This window comes from Turicimonas muris, assembly GCF_002221595.1.
GTDB classification, from domain to species: Bacteria; Pseudomonadota; Gammaproteobacteria; order Burkholderiales; family Burkholderiaceae_F; genus Turicimonas; species Turicimonas muris.
In genome coordinates this window covers 216,180-233,265 of the sequence record NZ_NHMP01000004.1, presented here as the reverse complement: position 1 = coordinate 233,265, position 17,086 = coordinate 216,180, and the positions used below count along the sequence as shown (strand labels likewise).

At 45.2% G+C, this 17,086-nt stretch carries 19 protein-coding genes; 14 read left to right on the top strand and 5 right to left on the bottom strand.

The window, feature by feature from the left end:
* Window positions 1–14: 14 nt before the first annotated feature.
* The 12 genes from nrdR to ADH67_RS08055 all read left to right on the top strand — a co-directional run bounded on the left by nrdR (window position 15) and on the right by ADH67_RS08055 (window position 10,677).
* Window positions 15–491 (top strand): transcriptional regulator NrdR, encoded by a 477-nt coding sequence (gene nrdR, locus ADH67_RS08110; RefSeq protein WP_066595246.1) that lies wholly within the window; start codon window positions 15–17, stop codon window positions 489–491.
* Window positions 488–1,579: a bifunctional diaminohydroxyphosphoribosylaminopyrimidine deaminase/5-amino-6-(5-phosphoribosylamino)uracil reductase RibD gene (ribD, locus tag ADH67_RS08105; RefSeq protein ID WP_066595244.1), complete on the top strand. Its 1,092-nt coding sequence runs from the start codon at window positions 488–490 to the stop codon at window positions 1,577–1,579. Before nrdR ends, ribD begins: the two co-directional genes overlap by 4 nt.
* A 25-nt stretch (window positions 1,580–1,604) precedes the next feature.
* Window positions 1,605–2,210 carry a riboflavin synthase gene (locus ADH67_RS08100; protein ID WP_066595243.1) on the top strand — a complete coding sequence of 202 codons (606 nt, stop codon included), beginning with the start codon at window positions 1,605–1,607 and terminating at the stop codon, window positions 2,208–2,210.
* Window positions 2,211–2,316: 106 nt separating this feature from the next.
* The gene (ribH, locus tag ADH67_RS08095) at window positions 2,317–2,802 is read left to right on the top strand and encodes a 6,7-dimethyl-8-ribityllumazine synthase (RefSeq protein WP_066595242.1); all 486 of its coding nucleotides are present in this window, start codon (window positions 2,317–2,319) and stop codon (window positions 2,800–2,802) included.
* A gap of 19 nt (window positions 2,803–2,821) precedes the next feature.
* Window positions 2,822–3,283 carry a transcription antitermination factor NusB gene (nusB, locus tag ADH67_RS08090; RefSeq protein ID WP_066595238.1) on the top strand — a complete coding sequence of 154 codons (462 nt, stop codon included), beginning with the start codon at window positions 2,822–2,824 and terminating at the stop codon, window positions 3,281–3,283.
* Window positions 3,283–4,320 (top strand): thiamine-phosphate kinase, encoded by a 1,038-nt coding sequence (gene thiL / locus ADH67_RS08085; protein ID WP_066595236.1) that lies wholly within the window; start codon window positions 3,283–3,285, stop codon window positions 4,318–4,320. Before nusB ends, thiL begins: the two co-directional genes overlap by 1 nt.
* Before the next feature lie 3 nt (window positions 4,321–4,323).
* Window positions 4,324–4,857, top strand: coding sequence for a phosphatidylglycerophosphatase A family protein (locus ADH67_RS08080; protein WP_066595234.1), 534 nt, complete (start codon window positions 4,324–4,326; stop codon window positions 4,855–4,857).
* Window positions 4,857–5,345, top strand: coding sequence for a CinA family protein (locus ADH67_RS08075; RefSeq protein WP_066595233.1), 489 nt, complete (start codon window positions 4,857–4,859; stop codon window positions 5,343–5,345). Before ADH67_RS08080 ends, ADH67_RS08075 begins: the two co-directional genes overlap by 1 nt.
* 3 nt (window positions 5,346–5,348) lie before the next feature.
* Complete coding sequence (locus ADH67_RS08070) at window positions 5,349–6,674, top strand: hemolysin family protein (protein ID WP_084081572.1); 1,326 nt, start codon at window positions 5,349–5,351, stop codon at window positions 6,672–6,674.
* A 282-nt stretch (window positions 6,675–6,956) separates the two neighbouring features.
* Entirely contained in the window at window positions 6,957–7,925 is a 969-nt protein-coding gene (locus tag ADH67_RS08065; RefSeq protein ID WP_066595231.1) for an AEC family transporter, read from the top strand.
* Between the two features lie 194 nt (window positions 7,926–8,119).
* A complete protein-coding gene (locus tag ADH67_RS08060; protein WP_066595229.1) occupies window positions 8,120–9,355 on the top strand; it encodes a M48 family metalloprotease in 1,236 nt (411 codons plus the stop codon).
* Window positions 9,356–9,615: 260 nt separating this feature from the next.
* The gene (locus tag ADH67_RS08055) at window positions 9,616–10,677 is read left to right on the top strand and encodes a C45 family autoproteolytic acyltransferase/hydrolase (protein WP_066595227.1); all 1,062 of its coding nucleotides are present in this window, start codon (window positions 9,616–9,618) and stop codon (window positions 10,675–10,677) included.
* Between the two features lie 57 nt (window positions 10,678–10,734).
* Here ADH67_RS08055 and ADH67_RS08050 read toward each other — a convergent pair whose 3' ends face one another.
* From ADH67_RS08050 to dacB, 4 genes are read right to left on the bottom strand one after another with little or no spacing between them, the layout of a single operon-like run.
* Entirely contained in the window at window positions 10,735–11,139 is a 405-nt protein-coding gene (locus ADH67_RS08050) for a hypothetical protein (protein ID WP_066595225.1), read from the bottom strand.
* A 1-nt stretch (window position 11,140) separates the two neighbouring features.
* Window positions 11,141–11,557, bottom strand: coding sequence for a phage holin family protein (locus tag ADH67_RS08045; protein ID WP_066595223.1), 417 nt, complete (start codon window positions 11,555–11,557; stop codon window positions 11,141–11,143).
* A gap of 4 nt (window positions 11,558–11,561) precedes the next feature.
* The gene (locus tag ADH67_RS08040; protein WP_066595222.1) at window positions 11,562–11,864 is read right to left on the bottom strand and encodes an ElaB/YgaM/YqjD family protein; all 303 of its coding nucleotides are present in this window, start codon (window positions 11,862–11,864) and stop codon (window positions 11,562–11,564) included.
* Between the two features lie 33 nt (window positions 11,865–11,897).
* Window positions 11,898–13,529: a D-alanyl-D-alanine carboxypeptidase/D-alanyl-D-alanine endopeptidase gene (gene dacB, locus ADH67_RS08035; RefSeq protein ID WP_236578424.1), complete on the bottom strand. Its 1,632-nt coding sequence runs from the start codon at window positions 13,527–13,529 to the stop codon at window positions 11,898–11,900.
* A 294-nt stretch (window positions 13,530–13,823) separates the two neighbouring features.
* Here dacB and ADH67_RS08030 point away from each other — a divergent pair, with 294 nt between their 5' ends.
* Window positions 13,824–14,111: a co-chaperone GroES gene (locus ADH67_RS08030; RefSeq protein ID WP_066595220.1), complete on the top strand. Its 288-nt coding sequence runs from the start codon at window positions 13,824–13,826 to the stop codon at window positions 14,109–14,111.
* A 43-nt stretch (window positions 14,112–14,154) separates the two neighbouring features.
* Window positions 14,155–15,789, top strand: coding sequence for a chaperonin GroEL (gene groL / locus ADH67_RS08025; RefSeq protein WP_066595218.1), 1,635 nt, complete (start codon window positions 14,155–14,157; stop codon window positions 15,787–15,789).
* 112 nt (window positions 15,790–15,901) lie between these two features.
* Here groL and ADH67_RS08020 read toward each other — a convergent pair whose 3' ends face one another.
* The gene (locus ADH67_RS08020) at window positions 15,902–17,002 is read right to left on the bottom strand and encodes an adenosine deaminase family protein (protein WP_066595216.1); all 1,101 of its coding nucleotides are present in this window, start codon (window positions 17,000–17,002) and stop codon (window positions 15,902–15,904) included.
* Between the last annotated feature and the right edge of the window lie 84 nt (window positions 17,003–17,086).

Sequence of the window (17,086 nt, the reverse complement as noted above, 5' to 3'; positions counted from 1 at the left end):
AAGTTGAGAGAGCTATGAATTGTCCATACTGCGGATACCGGGATTCTCAGGTAATTGACTCCCGAACAAGCGATGAGGGAACAACCGTTCGAAGAAGACGCAAGTGTCCAAAATGTGACAGCAGATTTACGACCTACGAGAAGGTTGCTTTGAGCATACCCGTCTTAATTAAAAAAGACGGTTTAACCCGAGTGCCTTACAGCCAAGAAAAGTTAAGAAATTCAATGCAATTGGCTTTAAGGAAAAGGCCGATTAAAGCAGATCTTCTCGAAGAGGCGATCGATAGGATTGAGAGAAACCTGAAGCTGAGAAAAGAGAAAGAAATCTCAACCAAAGAAGTAGGAAAGTTGGTGATGGGTGAGTTAAGAAAACTTGACTCGGTGGCTTATCTTCGTTTTGCCTCAGTCTATTTCAATTACTCCAAGCCTGAGGACTTCACTGAAGCTTTGAAAAAACTCGGGGACGTTCTCGAAAGGGAGAAAAGCAAATGAGTTTTTCTGATATCAGTTTCATGAAGAGGGCGTTAGCTCTTGCTGAAAACGCCCTGCCGAACTGCCCTCCGAATCCGGCTGTCGGCTGTGTGATCGTAAAAGACCGCAAAGTTATCGGCGAGGGCTTCACCCAGAAAACCGGTGAAGCTCATGCTGAGATAATGGCGCTTCGAGACGCTCAATCCAGAGGTGAGAGCGTCGAAGGAGCGACGGTCTATGTCTCGTTGGAACCTTGTTCGCATTATGGACGGACCCCACCTTGTGCTTTGGCGTTAATTAACGCAAAAGTCGGGCGCGTAGTTGCAGCTTTGAAAGACCCGAATCCTGCCGTTGCGGGAAGAGGCTTAAAGATGCTCGAAGAGAAGGGGGTGCAGGTTGAATCTGGTATTTGTGCCGAAGAGGCAGAAGAAATGAATATCGGTTTCTTAAAACGGATGAGAACCGGACTCCCTTTCGTCCGCAGCAAAATCGCAATGAGTTTGGACGGCGACATTGCGTTGAGCAATGGTCAAAGTAAATGGATTACCGGCAAACTTGCCCGGGAAGACGGGCAGATGTGGAGAGCTCGTGCAGGCGCCATCTTGACGGGTTCAAGCACTGTTGCGGTTGATAATCCGCAGTTGAACGTAAGACTCCCTGATGTTCAGAGACAGCCCTTGAGAGTCATAGTTGATTCTCATTTGACGCTTAACCCTGAGCTTAGGATTTTTGAGACGGGGCCTGTGCTTTTAGTATGCTCTAGGTACGACATAGTCCGTGCTCAAGTGTTCGAGGATATGGGTGTGGAGGTTCTGGAACTACCGGGTGCGGACGGCAAAGTAGATTTGCAGGCTTTGATCAAAGAACTTGCCAGGCGCGAAATCAATGAGATTCATGTTGAAGCAGGCCCGAAATTAAACGGTGCTTTGACTGAACTAGGTCTTATCGACGAGTACCTGATTTATATGGCTCCTAAGCTTCTGGGAGAGGGGATGCGTGCTTTCCGTTTGCCATCATTTCATAATATGGAGGCAGTCCCTCAACTGGAATTCAAATCGATGCAGAAAGTCGGTGAGGATGTCAGATTTCAGCTTAGACCGTTAAAATAAAAAATTAACTTTATAAAGGAAGAAGATGTTTACAGGAATTATTCAGGCTGTCGGCCGAATTCGTGACAACGAAGAGATTGGTGATGGATTGAGAATTCACGTAGAAGCTCCGGATTTGGGACTCGACAGTGTGAAGATCGGAGACTCTATCGCCATCAACGGCGCATGCATGACCGTAGTTGAAGTCGATGAAAAACGATTCAAAGTTGACGTTTCGGCCGAGTCCTTAGAGAAGACCGCTGGTCTTGACGGTTGGGGCTATGTAAACCTTGAAAAAGCCATGAGACTCGGCGATCGTCTTGACGGCCATATCGTTAGCGGCCATGTTGATGGTGTCGGTGAAGTTGAAGTGATGGAACAGAAGGCAGAATCTTGGCATTTGGTTGTCAGATGCCCAATGAAGCTCGCAAAATTCCTGGCATACAAAGGATCAATCACCATCAACGGCGTCTCTTTGACAATTAACTCCGTTGAAGATACTCCTGCCGGAACAAGAGTTTCCATTAACTTGATTCCTCACACTTTTGAACACACTTCTTTCAAGTACACCAAGAAGCGTGACCTTGTCAATGTTGAGGTGGATACCGTGGCTCGCTACATTGAGCGTATGTACTCATTGTCACATTGCTAATTATTTTTAAAAATTAAATATTCTGGGTGCTTAAGAAGGTGCGAAGAAGACTCCTTCTAAGCACCGCTTTGTTAGAATCAAAAAATCTCTTTTCTAGGAGTCAGTTGTGGCTATTAATTTCATTGAACCAAATAAAGACGGAAGCGCATTAAGAGTCGGTATCGTTGTTGCAAGATTTAACGAGTGGGCCTGCAACGCCATGCTCGAAGCTTGTCTTGCTCAATTGAAGAATCTTGGAGTTAAGGAAGAAAACATCACTGTTGTGACAGTTCCCGGCGCTCTCGAGATCCCGTTTGCACTTTACCAGCTTTACGAATCCACAGAATTGGAAGCCATGGTCGCAATTGGCTGTGTTATCAGAGGCGAAACTTATCATTTCGAATTAGTTGCTAACGAATCCTCCAGAGGCATTACCGACATGATTGGCGCCGAAGCCATTTCTATTGCTAACTGCATTCTGACTGTTGAAAACGAAGAGCAGGCAAAAGCAAGAGTTGTAGAAAAAGGTACGGACGCTGCTAATGTTGCCGTAGAAATGGGTAACTTAAAAGTAAGAACTGACAAACTGCTTGGCTACGGACAAGCCGAGTAGTAAACAAGGAATAACAAAGATGGCATCACAGCAATCTGACTCTCCTGTTGCCAAGAAACGCGGCGGCAGAAGTGCACGCAGACGTGCAAGAGAGTTTGCTCTTCAAGGCATTTATCAATGGCTTTTAACCGGAAATGATCCGGACGGTATCGATCTCAACATTTATGAGATGGAAGGTTTCTCGGAAACCGATTCTGATTTTTATCGCGAATTGTTCCACGGTGCCGTTGAAGACTTTGCCGGACTTGAAGAGGTTTACCAAAAACATTTGGATCGCGAAACCAAGAGCCTTTCTCCGGTCGAAAGAGCTATTCTTTTGATTGGTACCTATGAGTTGAAGCATACAACTACACCTTATCGTGTTGTTATTAACGAAGGTGTCGAGCTTGCTAAGAGCTTTGGCGGTACAGACGGTTTCCGTTATGTCAACGGCGTTCTGGATAAATTGGTTCCGGAACTTCGTCCGCACGAAGCTAGATAATGCCGGCAGATGCAGACGACAGTCCGTGTAGTATCTCGGAGGGCCAAGGATCTCTTGACGAATTTTCTTTGATCAAGAGATTCTTTGTTCGTCCGGAGATAGGCGCGGGCGCTTGGCCTTCCTCTTCGATCGGAGACGATTGCGCCATCCTTACCATTGGGGCCGTGAAGATAGCCGTCACCGCAGATATGATGGCTTTAGGCACTCATTTTCTTGATGATGCCGATCCCTATACGGTCGGCAAAAAAGCTTTGGCCGTTAACTTGTCAGATTTGGCAGCGGCCGGAGCCTCTCCAAAAGCTTTTTTCCTCTCTATTGCGCTGCCTGAAGCCGACCCTGTATGGCTAAAAGGTTTTTCTGAAGGTCTCTTTGAGGCAGCAGAGAGATTTCATTGTCCTTTGCGAGGCGGGGATACTACCAAAGCCGCATCCGTTAACGGCTTGCCGGGAAAGACCTGTATTTCTATCTGCGCTATGGGAGAAGTTGAAGGGGATTCTTATATGACCCGCGGAGGGGCAAAGCCGGGCGATGACATTTGGGTCTCGGGAACTCCGGGAGATGCCTACGCGGCCTTGGGTTCAATCTGGGGTCAGTTTGAAGTTCCCGTAAACGATTTCTCTTATTTCAAAGCACGCATGGATACGCCGACGCCCAGAGTTGAGCTTGGACAAAAATTAAAAAGCGTGGCGACGGCCTGTTGTGATATTTCCGATGGTCTGGTCGGAGATTTAGGCCATATTCTTGAGAGATCAAAGGTTTCGGCAATTTTGTACTGGAAAGATTTTCCTCGTTCAGAGCAAATGAAACGGCTCCCTGAGAAAGTCCAGAGAAGGTGTGTCCTTTCGGGCGGCGATGATTACGAACTTCTGTTTACGGCACCGAAGAATAAACGAGCTCAGATCGAGAACCTTAATGAGGGAGGAGCCGTCAAAGTGACGAGAATAGGAGAAATTGCCCCGGCGGCTGAACCTCTAAAAGTATTGGATCAAGATGGAAAGTCCATTGAGCTTTCAAAAAGTTTTAATCACTTTGCATAATTTATGAAAGATTATTCTGTCACTGCGCCAAGTATTAAAGAGGTTTACAAGAACCCGTGGCTCATATTTACGACTTTTTTCGGAGCGGGCTGTTTAACACCGGGGCCCGGAACGTGGGGGTCGTTTGCAGCATGGTTGGCTTTTCTTATTTTGGAGCCATTGGGCGGAAGAGGGCTGATGTGGATTCTGACGATTCTATGTTTTATTGTCGGAGTTATTGCCATTCCGAAGTGCGAGGCCGTGTTAAAAAAAATGGATCACGGTTCAATCGTGATAGACGAAGTGGTTGCCGTTTGGTTTGTGCTTCTTCTTTGTCCGACCGGTTTGTTTTGGCAATTAGCCGGTGTATTGGTGTTTAGATTTTTTGACATTGTTAAATTGCCGCCAGCAGCCGGACTTGATAATGGTCCCCAATCAGGCTGGACGGTGTTGATTGATGATGTTTTTGCAGCTTTGTATACGCTTTTGGTTGTCAACGGGGTTGCATGGCTGCTTGTGTATTTCCTTAATGCAGAACTAATGTGGAAGGTTTTCTAATGAGAAACGAATTAAAAGCAAAGATTGCCGACCTGGCAGATGTATTAAAAGACCGTAATTTGAAAGTTGCGACTGCCGAGTCTTGCACCGGCGGCATGATTGCAGCTGCTTTGACCGAGTTTCCCGGAGCAAGCGACTGGTTTGACAGAGGCTTTGTGACTTATAACAACACAGCAAAGCATGAAATGTTGGGAGTGTCTCAGAGCATCTTGGAAAAGTATGGTGCCGTCAGCAACGACTGTGTTGCTCAAATGGTTCTAGGAGCTTTAAAGAACTCAAATGCTCAAGTTGCAGTAGCAGTCAGCGGCATTGCAGGCCCCGGCGGTGAAGAACCGGGCAAGCCTGTAGGAACCGTTTTCTTAGGTTGGGGTCTTAAAGACGAAATGCCGAATATTATTTGCTTTCATTTTGAAGGCGACAGACAGCAAGTCAGAGAGAAGTGTGTTGAAGAAGCTGTCAATGGGTTATTGGATTTACTGAAAGGTTAATAAATGAGCGTCTGGATAGATGTCGGCTGTTTGTTCTTATTAATTTGTGTGAATGGCTTTTTTGCCATGAGCGAAATTGCCATTGTTACGGCCCGGCGTACCAAACTACAAATGCTTGCTGAAGATGAGGCCCCGGGAGCCAAGTTGGCTCTTATGCTCTCTGAAAATCCGACAAGGGCTTTATCGACAATTCAAGTGGGCATTACTTCTATCGGAATTTTGTCCGGTATTGTCGGCGAGTCTGCACTTGTTGATCCTCTCTCCAAGGTACTGACCGAAGCTTTCCCGCTCAACGAGGCGACTGCCCGCGGGTTAGCTATGGCGTGTGTGGTAATCGGCATTACTTATTTCTCCATTGTCATAGGCGAGCTTGTTCCTAAGAGAGTCGGTCAGATTGCTGCTGATGCCATCGCAAGATTTGTCGCTAAGCCCATTCATTGGCTTGCTTTTATTGCACTCCCATTTGTCAAACTGCTCTCAGTTTCTACTGAGTCCTTACTGAAGTTACTTGGTATTCAAAATAACAGTCAGCAACTAACAGAAGAAGAAATTCACTCGATGATTGAAGAAGGCGGAGAAACCGGAGTATTGGATGCTCAAGAGCATACAATGGTCAGAAATGTATTTCGTCTCGACGACAGATTAGTTGCCTCTTTGATGATTCCAAGAAGTGAAGTGGAATTTATCGATCTACAGGACAGCAGAGAAGTTAATATGGAGAAGATTCTGAATTCTCCTTATTCTCGTTTGCCGGTCTGCGACGGCGGTTTGGATGAAGTTAAGGGCATTGTGACGACTCGTCAGCTTCTTAAACAAATGGTTCAGACCGGAAAGCCTAACTTCAAGGCTCAGGATCAATATGAACCCTTGGTTTTCGTACCGGAATCTTTAACCGGTATGGAGCTTTTGGAAAATTTTAGGAAGAATTCTGCTTCTTTAGCTTTTGTTGTTGATGAATATGGAGCAATTCTCGGCTTGGTGACTCCGCACGACGTGCTGGAAGCTATTGCAGGAGAATTTACTCCGACTACTCCGGAGGATGCTCAAATTATCAAAAAGGGAGAGAACTCTTTTGAAGTAGATGGCTTGCTCCCTATTCCGGAGTTGAAGGACCTGCTCGATATCGATGAAGTTCCGGAAGAAGAGGAAGACCATTACACCACAGTTGGAGGTATGGTGATGTTCCTGCTCGAAAGAATTCCTCGACAAGGTGACAAGGTCAAATGGGACGGCTGGGAGTTCTATGTGTTAGAAATGGACGGACGGCGTCTTGACAGAATCTTAATTTCTAAACTTCCGGAAGATAATCTTTCTGAGAAAGCATCTTAAATTACTCGTAAGACAGTATGAAGCTGCAGTGAACTCCTGCAAAGGCGGAGGCTCCTGTAGCTTTTACTTTGCATCATGCAGGAATTTTCTTCTGACTACGATGCAGTAACTATCGGGAATCTCCTAAAGTCATTGCGTCATGCAAAATCCGATATTTCAAGCAATGAATCCATGAATGACTGCCGTGCAGATTTTCACTGCAACAAGGAAAAAGATTTCCTTTAAGAGATAGAGAGGACTTCGGGTGAGGTAGACTTAGACAGCCTCAGGAGAAAAATAAGAATGCTAGCCTCAACGATATTACAGTCTATCTCCGCGCTTTTTGTTTTATTGACCATTATTTGCTTTGGAGTATGGCTGTCCAGAAAAAGATATTTCGATTTGCCGTCTAGCCGCGCCACTGTTTCGAAGTTGGTAAACACTTCAATTCCATGCTTTCTGTTCTATTCGGTAATTTCAAAATTTTCTCATGATGAGTTACTCAATCTTTTGACTTTTGCGGGAGTCCCGTTTCTAACAGTCGCTATTAATTATTTTATTTCTCTGCTCTTTATCCGCTTAGGTTGGGTAAGACCTCATTTGAAAGGGACTTTTATCGCGGCTTTTTCGGCGGCAACCGTTTTATTTGTCGGTGTTCCTTTGGTGTCGACGATGTATGGTTCAGACGGTATTCCGTACTTATTGGTGTACTTCTTTGCCAACTGCGTGTTTATTTGGACGGTTGGTCTTTTTAATATTCAGGTGGACGGAGTGCGCAAAGGAACGGGAGTCGCTCCTAAAATTATTTCGCTTAAAGGTTTGAGGATGCTTTTGTCTCCTCCCTTATTGGCGTTTCTTTTAGGTCTCGTGGTGGTTCTTTCTTCAATAACGGTTCCAAACTTTATCCAAGTCTCGACTCGCTATCTAGGACAGCTGACAACACCTTTAGCACTTATTTTTGTAGGTATTACCATTCACCAGATTGGGGTGGAGAAGTTAAGAAAGATGCCGCGAGAGGTCTGGCTTGTTCTCCTGTCCTGCTTTGTTATACGACCCCTCGTGATGTATTTATGCACAATGTCGCTGGATATGGATCCTCTTATGCGGAAGTGTTTCATCCTTGCTTCCGCATTGCCTGTGTCTTCTGTGATTGCCGTCTTATCCAAGGGATACGGAGGAGATGAAGAATTTGCCTCAGAAGCCATCGGTGCTTCGACCGTTGGAATGATTGTTGTTCTTCCTTTTTTATTGATAGCAGTTAACCTGATCTAGAGAAATTCTGAAAATACTTTGCAGAAGTTAGGCAAAAGCGCTTCCAGATGTAATCAGCGAGCCGATAGTTAAGGCTCCGTTACAAATTGGAGCGCTCCTTATGGTGCGTTTTATGCGCCTAAAGCGTTACGCTCGTCTATCTTTGTACTGGTAATTCCTAAGATCCTAAAAATACAAGAAAGACGGGTGAGGTAATGGCTTTTGAAATTCTCTTTTTATTGTTCTTATTTGGAAACGCTTTATTGATTTTTTATTTTTATGTAAGGCAAGTTCGTTCCGTCAAACTGCACCGAGACACTGTCCCTCATGTCTTTTCTGATTACGTAAGTTTGTCCGAGCATCAGAAAACATCCGATTTGTGCCTTTACGAAGCGAAAGTGTTCGAGATTCGTAGAATTACAAACTTAGTGGCTATCCTTCTTCTTACATATGGAGGAGTTTTAGGTTGGTTTAGTTCTACACTGATTGCTAATTTCGGGAGTGGATTGCTAACCCAATATTTCATCGTATTTGGCGTGTTAGCTGTTTTTGTCGCTATCGACTTGCTCTTTTCTGCTTTTAGACAAACTAAGCTGGCAGTTTCCGGGAAAAGCCATTTCTTGAAGCGTTTAGTATTCTGCACACTTGTTCCGTTAGTGGTACTGCCGATTTGGATGTTGGGGACTGGTTTGTGGTGGTTTTGGGCTGCTTTGGCTGTATATGGAATTGGCGTTGCCGTACATTTGGGGCTTTCTTTTAATGGAGTTGCTGTACGTCCAATGACTAACGTTGACCTGAAAGAACGGTTGGAGGCTTTTCAACGACGGATCCGTTTTGAATCAGCAAAACTTTTTGTGGATGAAGAAAAGGATGCAAAAACCTCGGAGGGCGTACAAATTGTTGGATACGGATTCAATAAGAAAATTATCCTCAGCAAGTACGTTCTTGAGCACCTATCCCCGCTTGAAATTGAGGCACTCATCGCCAATAAGGTCTGTCAGTACAAGCAAACTCATAACTTTATGACTTGGGCGGCTTTGCTTATTGTCTCTTTCCTTTTCTTCTGGCTTCTTGGCGAGGTTGTTTCTAAGCCTTGGTTTTACGAAGGGCTCGGTGTCCATGGCTTGGATACATCGGCATATGGTACGGCTTTTGTGCTCTTTATGGTTTCGGCCTACGTTTTCCTTTCTCCTCTAATTCCTTTGAGAAATGCTTTTTCATGGAAACGTGATGAGAAAGCCGAAGAGAATTCAGTGCTTCTCGTTGACTGGAATGCAATGATTAGTGCGATCGCTAAAGAAACTGCTCACCGTGCCGGGTCTATGGTGCCCGATTCAATGTACTTCAAGCTTGTAAGCGAAAATCCTGACCCAATGCACAAGATTAAACTGATACAGCACTTAGCTCCGCGCCATACGCGTCAAAGAGACTCTTGGCTGCCGAGTGCCTAATAAGAACTGCAAGCTGGACTTTCTCGACCGGTAATAAATCTCGTGAGAGGTCCAGTTTGGCTATCATCCATTTTCCTGGGATTTCCTTGGAACACTTGTAGTGAACAGGTGATTTCCAGAAGCCTTTGAGTGAACTCAGAAGCAAAAGCTAAACTTAATCTCTACAATGTAGCGAACAAAGTATCGCCGTCAATTCGTAATCTTCAGTTTGCGGCTACTTGAATGCGAACGGCTAACTCTAGAGAAAAAGGAATGAATAGATGCATCAGTTCATAAAGATTTCCGGCACTCCGTATGAAAGAGGTTTCCAGTACGGAAGCCAAGCAAAGGAAAGAATTTTTAAGGTTATTGAAGAATATAAAGTTCTTTTCGAAAAAGAAGCTTCCATCAGTTGGGACAAGGCTATTAAGCTCTCCGAACCGTTTCGGAAAGAAATAGAAGATTATCGTCCGGATTTGATAGACGAAATGCAAGGCATTGCAGACGGTGCCGGCGTTGACCTTGTCACAATCCTGACTTTGAATTGCCGCTCTGAGATTATGTTTGCCAAAGCAAAACTAGCAGAAGATGCTTGCACAACTATTGGAGTTCCGCCGGAGGCAAGCGCAAGTGGTCATACCTACCTAGCTCAGAATTGGGACTGGTGGGCCATCGGTGAAGGTACTACTGTAATTGTGGAGGTGGAGCAAACTCCTTATCCCAAAGTACTTATTATTACCGAAGCAGGTTTGGTAGGCGGAAAAGGCTTGAATGAAAACGGCATCGCACTGTCTCTTAATGCTTTATCCGCGCGGAATGGAAGGATTGGTGTTCCGGCAATAGTACTTTTAAGAGGTGCTTTGTCCTGCCCAACTATTCCTAAAGCCATCGATGCCGTTGCGAAAGCCAAACGCGCCGGAAGCGGATGTGTCGGATTGGCAAGCTCTGATGGTTTGCTTCTTTTCATTGAATATGCGCCAATCGATATGGATATTCTGCTGTCTGACGGCGAAACAATTTGCCACTCCAACCATTGGCTTTCAATGAAGATGATTTTGGGAGGAGAAGCAACTAATTATTCCTACAATTCAACGTTCATCCGTTTGGACCGAGCCAGAAGGTTGGTTAAACAAGAAGGAAAAATGACTGTCGAAGGCCTTTTCCGAGTCTTGTCGGATCACGCAGGACATCCTGAAGGCGTCTGCCGTCATGATGACGAAACAGTTGCGGTGTATCACCGTCATCGGTCTTTGTGGTCGATGGTTGTTGATGTTACAGACAAGAAACTGTATTTGACGGATAGCAATCCGTGCAAGACGCAAGCAAGAGAATACTCTCTTTAACTTAATACAGAAAAGACGCCTTACCAGCGTCTTCTCTCTAGGGCGTTCAGAAAACGTTTACTTTTTGGAGGTTGGCTCTTCAATTACTTCAGGAAGATATCCTTTTTCTTCCTCTCGGAGAGCTCTGCGTTTCTTGTCGTATTGGATGCCTTTTAAGATACCAAAAGCTCCCAGGACTATACCCGCAACTCCGGCGACTCTTTTAGGGCTGCTTTTCTCAGCAAGAATTCTTCCGAGAGCTATCCCTGCGGGCAGAAGTACCGTCTTAGCAATAGGGAGAATAACTTTCATATCATCCAAACCTATCGAGCGAGCCGTCTTGTAGGCGGCAACTCCGACATTTGCTAAAGTTCGAGGTTTGTTGCGGATTTCGTATATTTCCTGCTGAAGTTCGGCTCTCTCGAGCTTTGCCTTCATGGTGAGGTCAGCTAGCTTTTTGGCGACATTTTCATTAGCTTGCATCTTATTTCTCCTCCTGATCTTTATGAGTCGGAGTGTTTAGTGAACGACGCAGGGCTTCTAAGTCGTTAGATATAATCTGCTTCGACTCTGTAAAGGCATACGGAAGATTGGATGCCAAATTTTTTGCTCTTGCGAGGAAAAAAAGAAACATCACCGTGTAAAAGCCTGCCAGACAGCACGCAACAAATATTCTGTGGTCATCCCAGAAGATAACCAATAAGGCCACTGAGATGAAGACTAAGGCGAAAATGCCGAACAATGCGGCTAACACCATATTGAGGGCGCTTTTCGCCGTGTTGTCCTTAGCCACCGAGAGCTCAAGACCGAAAATCTGAGCACGCGTGGACAAGCCTTCAACGAACAAGTCGAGAACAGATCTCAGCGAAGCATCATTCTTCGGTGGAACGGACTTTGTCATTTATTTACTTCTTTGCGATAAGTAAACCAAGGAGGACGCCGGCTGCAGCAGCGATACCGACAGCACGCCACGGATTTTCATGGACGCATGAATTGATATCATCGGCAATTTCCTTACCTTGAGAGGACGCGTTTTGATAAAAATCAGCAAGTGTTTCGCGAGCAATGCGCAACTTCTTCTTAGCTTGTTCTTGCAATTCTTTTGCATTTTCATCGGATGCATTTGCAGCTTTCTTAAGCAGCTCATCTGCTTGTTCCAAAGCTTCATTGATATTGTCACGAATCATGTTTTCTACTCTCTCGCTCATAGGTGTAGATCTCCTTATATAACTGTAAAAAGTCTAGCACTCAGAGTACACCCAGTCGATAATCGCGTCCATTACGGGTATTGCGTTGATAGCGGTGTTCCCATTGATGATGGCTGCTACCGCGTAGCGCTTACCTGAGGCGGTCAGCACGTATCCGGCAATCGAGCGGACGCCGGAGATATATCCGGTCTTTATGTGAGCTTGTCCCTTGGCAACAGGGCGTTTTTTCATTGTTCCGTCAATTCCGGAAATCGGCATGGAAGCCATGTATTCAGCCATGACTTTATGGTTCCACATATACTCAAGTACTCTGGCGGCAGCGGCTGCTGAAAGCTGAGAGCTCCTAGATAGGCCCGACCCGTTATCCAGATAGAGTTCTCTCGGCGAGATTTTTAAAGTCTGCGCCCACTCTTTCATTGTTTCGCGGCTTTTAGCTAAATTCTTGGGCTCATCTTTTGCTGTTTTACCTAACGCCAAGAACAATTGCCGAGCAATCAGATTATTGCTGTACTTGTTCATGTTGTAGGCAAGTTTGGTGAGCGGGTCAGAATAAGAGCTAGCCAAGACGGTGCGTTCCTCTGGAGCTTTTCCGTTTTTGACCGTTCCCTTCCATTCTCCTCCCATCTGTTTCCACATAGAGGAGAAAATCGCGTTCACATATTCGTTTTGCGCAAAGGCGGTATACATCAAATTCTTAGCACCGCAGCTGGATGGATATTTCCCTTTAAAGACCGGATGGTAGGGATTGGAGTAGTCCGGATTAATTTGTTTTCGCCAAGCTCCGCAAACTTCCTTGCTGAGCGGAATATTTTCGGGAAGCTTGATGCCTTCCAGGATTGGCTCAGGGTATAGATAAGCAACGCCCTTTTTCGGATCTGGTCTGAATTTAATGATTAAGGAGCGAGAGTTAATTAGCAGAGCATCAGGGCCGAGGTTGTAAGGCCGATTGCCTTCTCCATCAAAAGCAAATGGATCATGTGCCGGCACTTGGAAAGAGCTTCGATCTAGGATTATGTCACCATCAATGGTTTTGATTCCTCGGGCACGAAGGTTATCCAACAGCAGCCAAAATCTCTCAATAGTTAAGTAAGGATCTCCGGAACCAATCAAATACAAGTTCCCTTTCAGTATGCCGTTTTCGGGCTCGGCCTCAGAAGCAATATACGTCGACCAAACATTTGAGGGACCAAGCAAATCCAGAGCTGCAGCAGAGGTGACTATTTTTTCAACGGAAGCAGGGATTCTCGGCTGGTTGGCATTGATCAAAAGTTTTTTACCTTCAGATCCAAGCGGAATGACCGCGATAGAAAGATCGTTTTTATCTACGCGGGCCCTTAGCATTGCATGAGAAATTTCAGAAGGCAATTCTGAAACTGCACTAGAGGTCTTCCCGGAAGAAAGAGCCAAAGCTGAAGGAATGGCCGCCGCGGATATTGGTACAACCGCCTTTTTTGCCTTAGTCAACGCCGTTCTTACTGTATTCTTCTTAACGTTTTTTTTGGCTGGCTGTACAGCTTTTTTTGGCACAGCAACTTTCTTAGATACTGCCGTCTTTTTATTTTTTTGAGGCTCTTTAGTAGGAGCAGAGGCGTTCGCAAGCCCTCCTAAAGAACAGGTTAATGCAAAAGCCGACAAGCACATGTACTGAACAAATTTACTCTTCATCGCGTCTTCTTCTAACTTAGTGCGCCCTTAGTTAGGATGTGGTTTAACACAGATTTATTTTCTTTCTAGTTTGAGCTTGGAAGATAAACCTTTTTTGGGCACATGAAGAAACATTCGAGAGTATAAAATTCGATATTTCTTACAGATTGTCGAGAAATAACACCCAACCTATTTTGGATATTGTTAGTATTTACACCTAGTCGCACGCGGGGACTTGAAAAATAAAAGATGGTCCCCACATATTCACTAGCACAGTTGCGTGACTTAGATTTTTAAAAGATAAGGAGTTATAAGATGAATATTCGTCCCTTGCACGACCGCGTGATCGTCAAGCGCGTTGAACCAGAAACCCGTACTGCTTCCGGCCTCTACATTCCTGATGCTGCCGGCGAAAAACCGGATCAAGGTGAAGTTTTGGCAGTCGGTCCTGGCAAGCGCGATGATGCAGGAAAATTAATTCCTATGGACGTTAAGGTCGGCGATCGTGTCTTGTTCGGCAAGTATTCCGGGCAGACCGTTAAAGTTGACGGAGAAGAATATCTTGTAATGCGCGAAGAAGACATCATGGGTGTCTTGGAATAAGCGGCACAGAATAAATAATTTAGAAATAGGAGATCTTTTCAAAATGGCTTCTAAGCAAGTATTGTTTGGCAATGACGCCCGCACTCGCATGGTTCGCGGCGTAAACGTTTTGGCTGACGCCGTTAAGGTTACTTTGGGACCTAAAGGTCGCAACGTTGTTTTGGAACGCGCTTTCGGCGGTCCTACAATCACTAAAGACGGTGTTTCCGTTGCCAAAGAGGTAGAGCTCAAAGACAAATTTGAAAATATGGGCGCTCAGATGGTTAAGGAAGTTGCTTCTAAGACCAGCGATAACGCCGGTGACGGTACAACAACAGCTACCGTTTTAGCACAAGCCATCGTTGACGAAGGCATGAAGTTTGTTGCTGCCGGTATGAGCCCAATGGATTTGAAGCGCGGTATCGACAAGGCTGTCGCTGCTGCTATCGCAGAACTCCATAAACTCAGCAAACCAACAACAACCAGCAAAGAAATAGCACAGGTTGGTGCTATTTCTGCTAACTCTGATCATGAAATCGGCGACATCATTGCTGAAGCCATGGACAAGGTTGGCAAGGAAGGTGTTATTACCGTTGAAGACGGCAAGAGCCTCCACAATGAACTTGAAGTTGTCGAAGGTATGCAGTTCGATCGCGGCTACCTCTCCCCATACTTCATTAACAATCCTGACAAACAAGTCGCCTTGTTAGACAACCCATACATCCTGTTGGTTGAAAAGAAGATTAGCAACATTCGTGATCTTCTCCCAATCCTTGAACAGGTTGCTAAGGCCGGCAAACCATTGCTCATCATTGCTGAAGACATCGACGGCGAAGCTCTTGCAACATTGGTTGTCAACAGCATCCGCGGCGTATTGAAGACTGTTGCAGTTAAGGCACCTGGCTTCGGTGATCGTCGTAAAGCCATGCTCGAAGATATCGCTATCCTCACAGGCGGTACAGTCATCAGTAGTGATGTCGGCTTGAGCCTTGATAAAGCAACTTTGAACGAACTTGGCTCTGCTAAGAAAGTCGAAGTTAACAAAGAAAGCACAACTATCATCGACGGTGCCGGTAAGGAAGATCAGATCGAAGCTAGAGTTAAACAGATTCGCAAGCAGATTGAAGAAACCTCCAGCGATTACGATCGCGAAAAACTTCAGGAACGTGTTGCCAAGTTGGCAGGCGGTGTCGCATTGATTAAAGTCGGCGCTGCTACTGAAGTTGAAATGAAAGAAAAGAAAGCCCGTGTTGAAGATGCTCTGCATGCTACACGTGCTGCTGTTGAAGAAGGTGTTGTTGCCGGCGGCGGTGTTGCTCTTATCCGCGCTAAACAGGCTATCAAAGATCTTAAGGGTGACAATCCTGAACAAGACGCTGGTATTAAGATCGTCTTGCGCGCCATGGAAGAGCCAATGCGCCAGATCGTTCGCAATGCTGGTGATGAGCCAAGCGTTGTAGTTGACCGCGTTGCTAACGGCAAAGGGAACTTCGGTTTCAATGCTCAGACAGGCGAATATGGTGACATGATCGAAATGGGCGTTTTGGATCCGACTAAGGTTACCCGCACAGCCCTTCAGAATGCCGCTTCTGTCTCCAGCCTCATTCTCACAACTGAGTGCATGATTGCTGATTTGCCGGAAGACAAGCCTGAAGTTCCTCCGATGGGCGGAATGGGCGGGATGCCTGGCATGATGTAATAAACATCTAGCTCAAATGAAAACCTCCGATGAAGTGTCAAGCCTCTCGGAGGTTTTATTTGATCAGTTAAAACTATCAATTGCTTTAGCTTGGATAGGATTCATCAGATGACTAAGCAAGAGAGGGAAGCTTCTTTGCTAATTTGTCGAACTCAAGGAGCCAATCTCTTTTCCATTCTTTTTTGGTAGCTTCATCAACCCAAGCAGCTTCTATACTGTTTTCAAGCATTTTTCTCAAATCTTCCAATGAGAATCCAAGAAAGTTGAACATCAGCAGCCACGATTCTGAAATTGATACTTGATGCATTGTGGGATCATCACTGTTTGGAAAAATTTTGAGATCAAATTCCGCCATTTTCTTCACCGGATGCTTATATGCCCATTCTTCATCTGTGAAGGTTCTGAGATAGTAAGAGTTGGTAGGAACCACAGCAAAATGGACGTCGTTTCTATGCGCTTCTTCGGCTAATTCCGGATTGTCAATAATAGTGTAGCCATGATCAATGCGGTCAGCTCCCAGCAGCTTCAGCGAAGTTTCCACGTTGCGCCAATGTTCTCCGAACTCTCCAGCATGAATTGTGATCTTAAAGCCGGCTTCTTTTGCTAACTTGAATGCTTTCCAGAAGTTTTCAGGTTCATGATTAGTTTCGCGGTAGTCAATGCCAAGTCCGATTGTTTTAGGATGGCGATGGATAATCATTTCTTGGACTAGTTCAACGGCATCTTCAGCAGAGGCTTCACGGTCAATCGCGGGAACGGACCTCCCAATTACGCCGAATTCACGCTCGCCGTCTTCTAAGCCTTCTACAATGGCTTTTTGAGCATCCTCAAAGTTCATAAAATGTTTAAGACCAGTCCAATTCCAGTAGAACTCGATGTAACGGACACTTTGTTCCGCTACACGCTTCATATGTTCAAAGGTGATTCTTTTTAAGAATTCCGGTTTTGAAAGGATCTGCGATTCGAGTGTTCGAAAAATTCTAAGCACACCAACGGGTTTCTCTCCGCGTGTATAAAACTCATCTATTGTGGACTGCGGAATGTCCGCCCCTGATTCTTTGACCAAATCCTCAAAAGTATCCTTTCCTGTTGTGCCAAGTAAATGGCAGTGAAGTTCAACTTTTGGGAAAGAACTGAAGAAGTCTATCCACTCTTTAGGCAAGGATCTTTGAAAAGGAGAGTCAGGTACAAAACCAGGATTGTCTTTTCGCATTTTTGTCTCCGTGAGATTATTCAAAAGCAATATACATCTTTCAAGTTCATAATCTCTTGTCACCATAGGGTTTTCATTTATTTT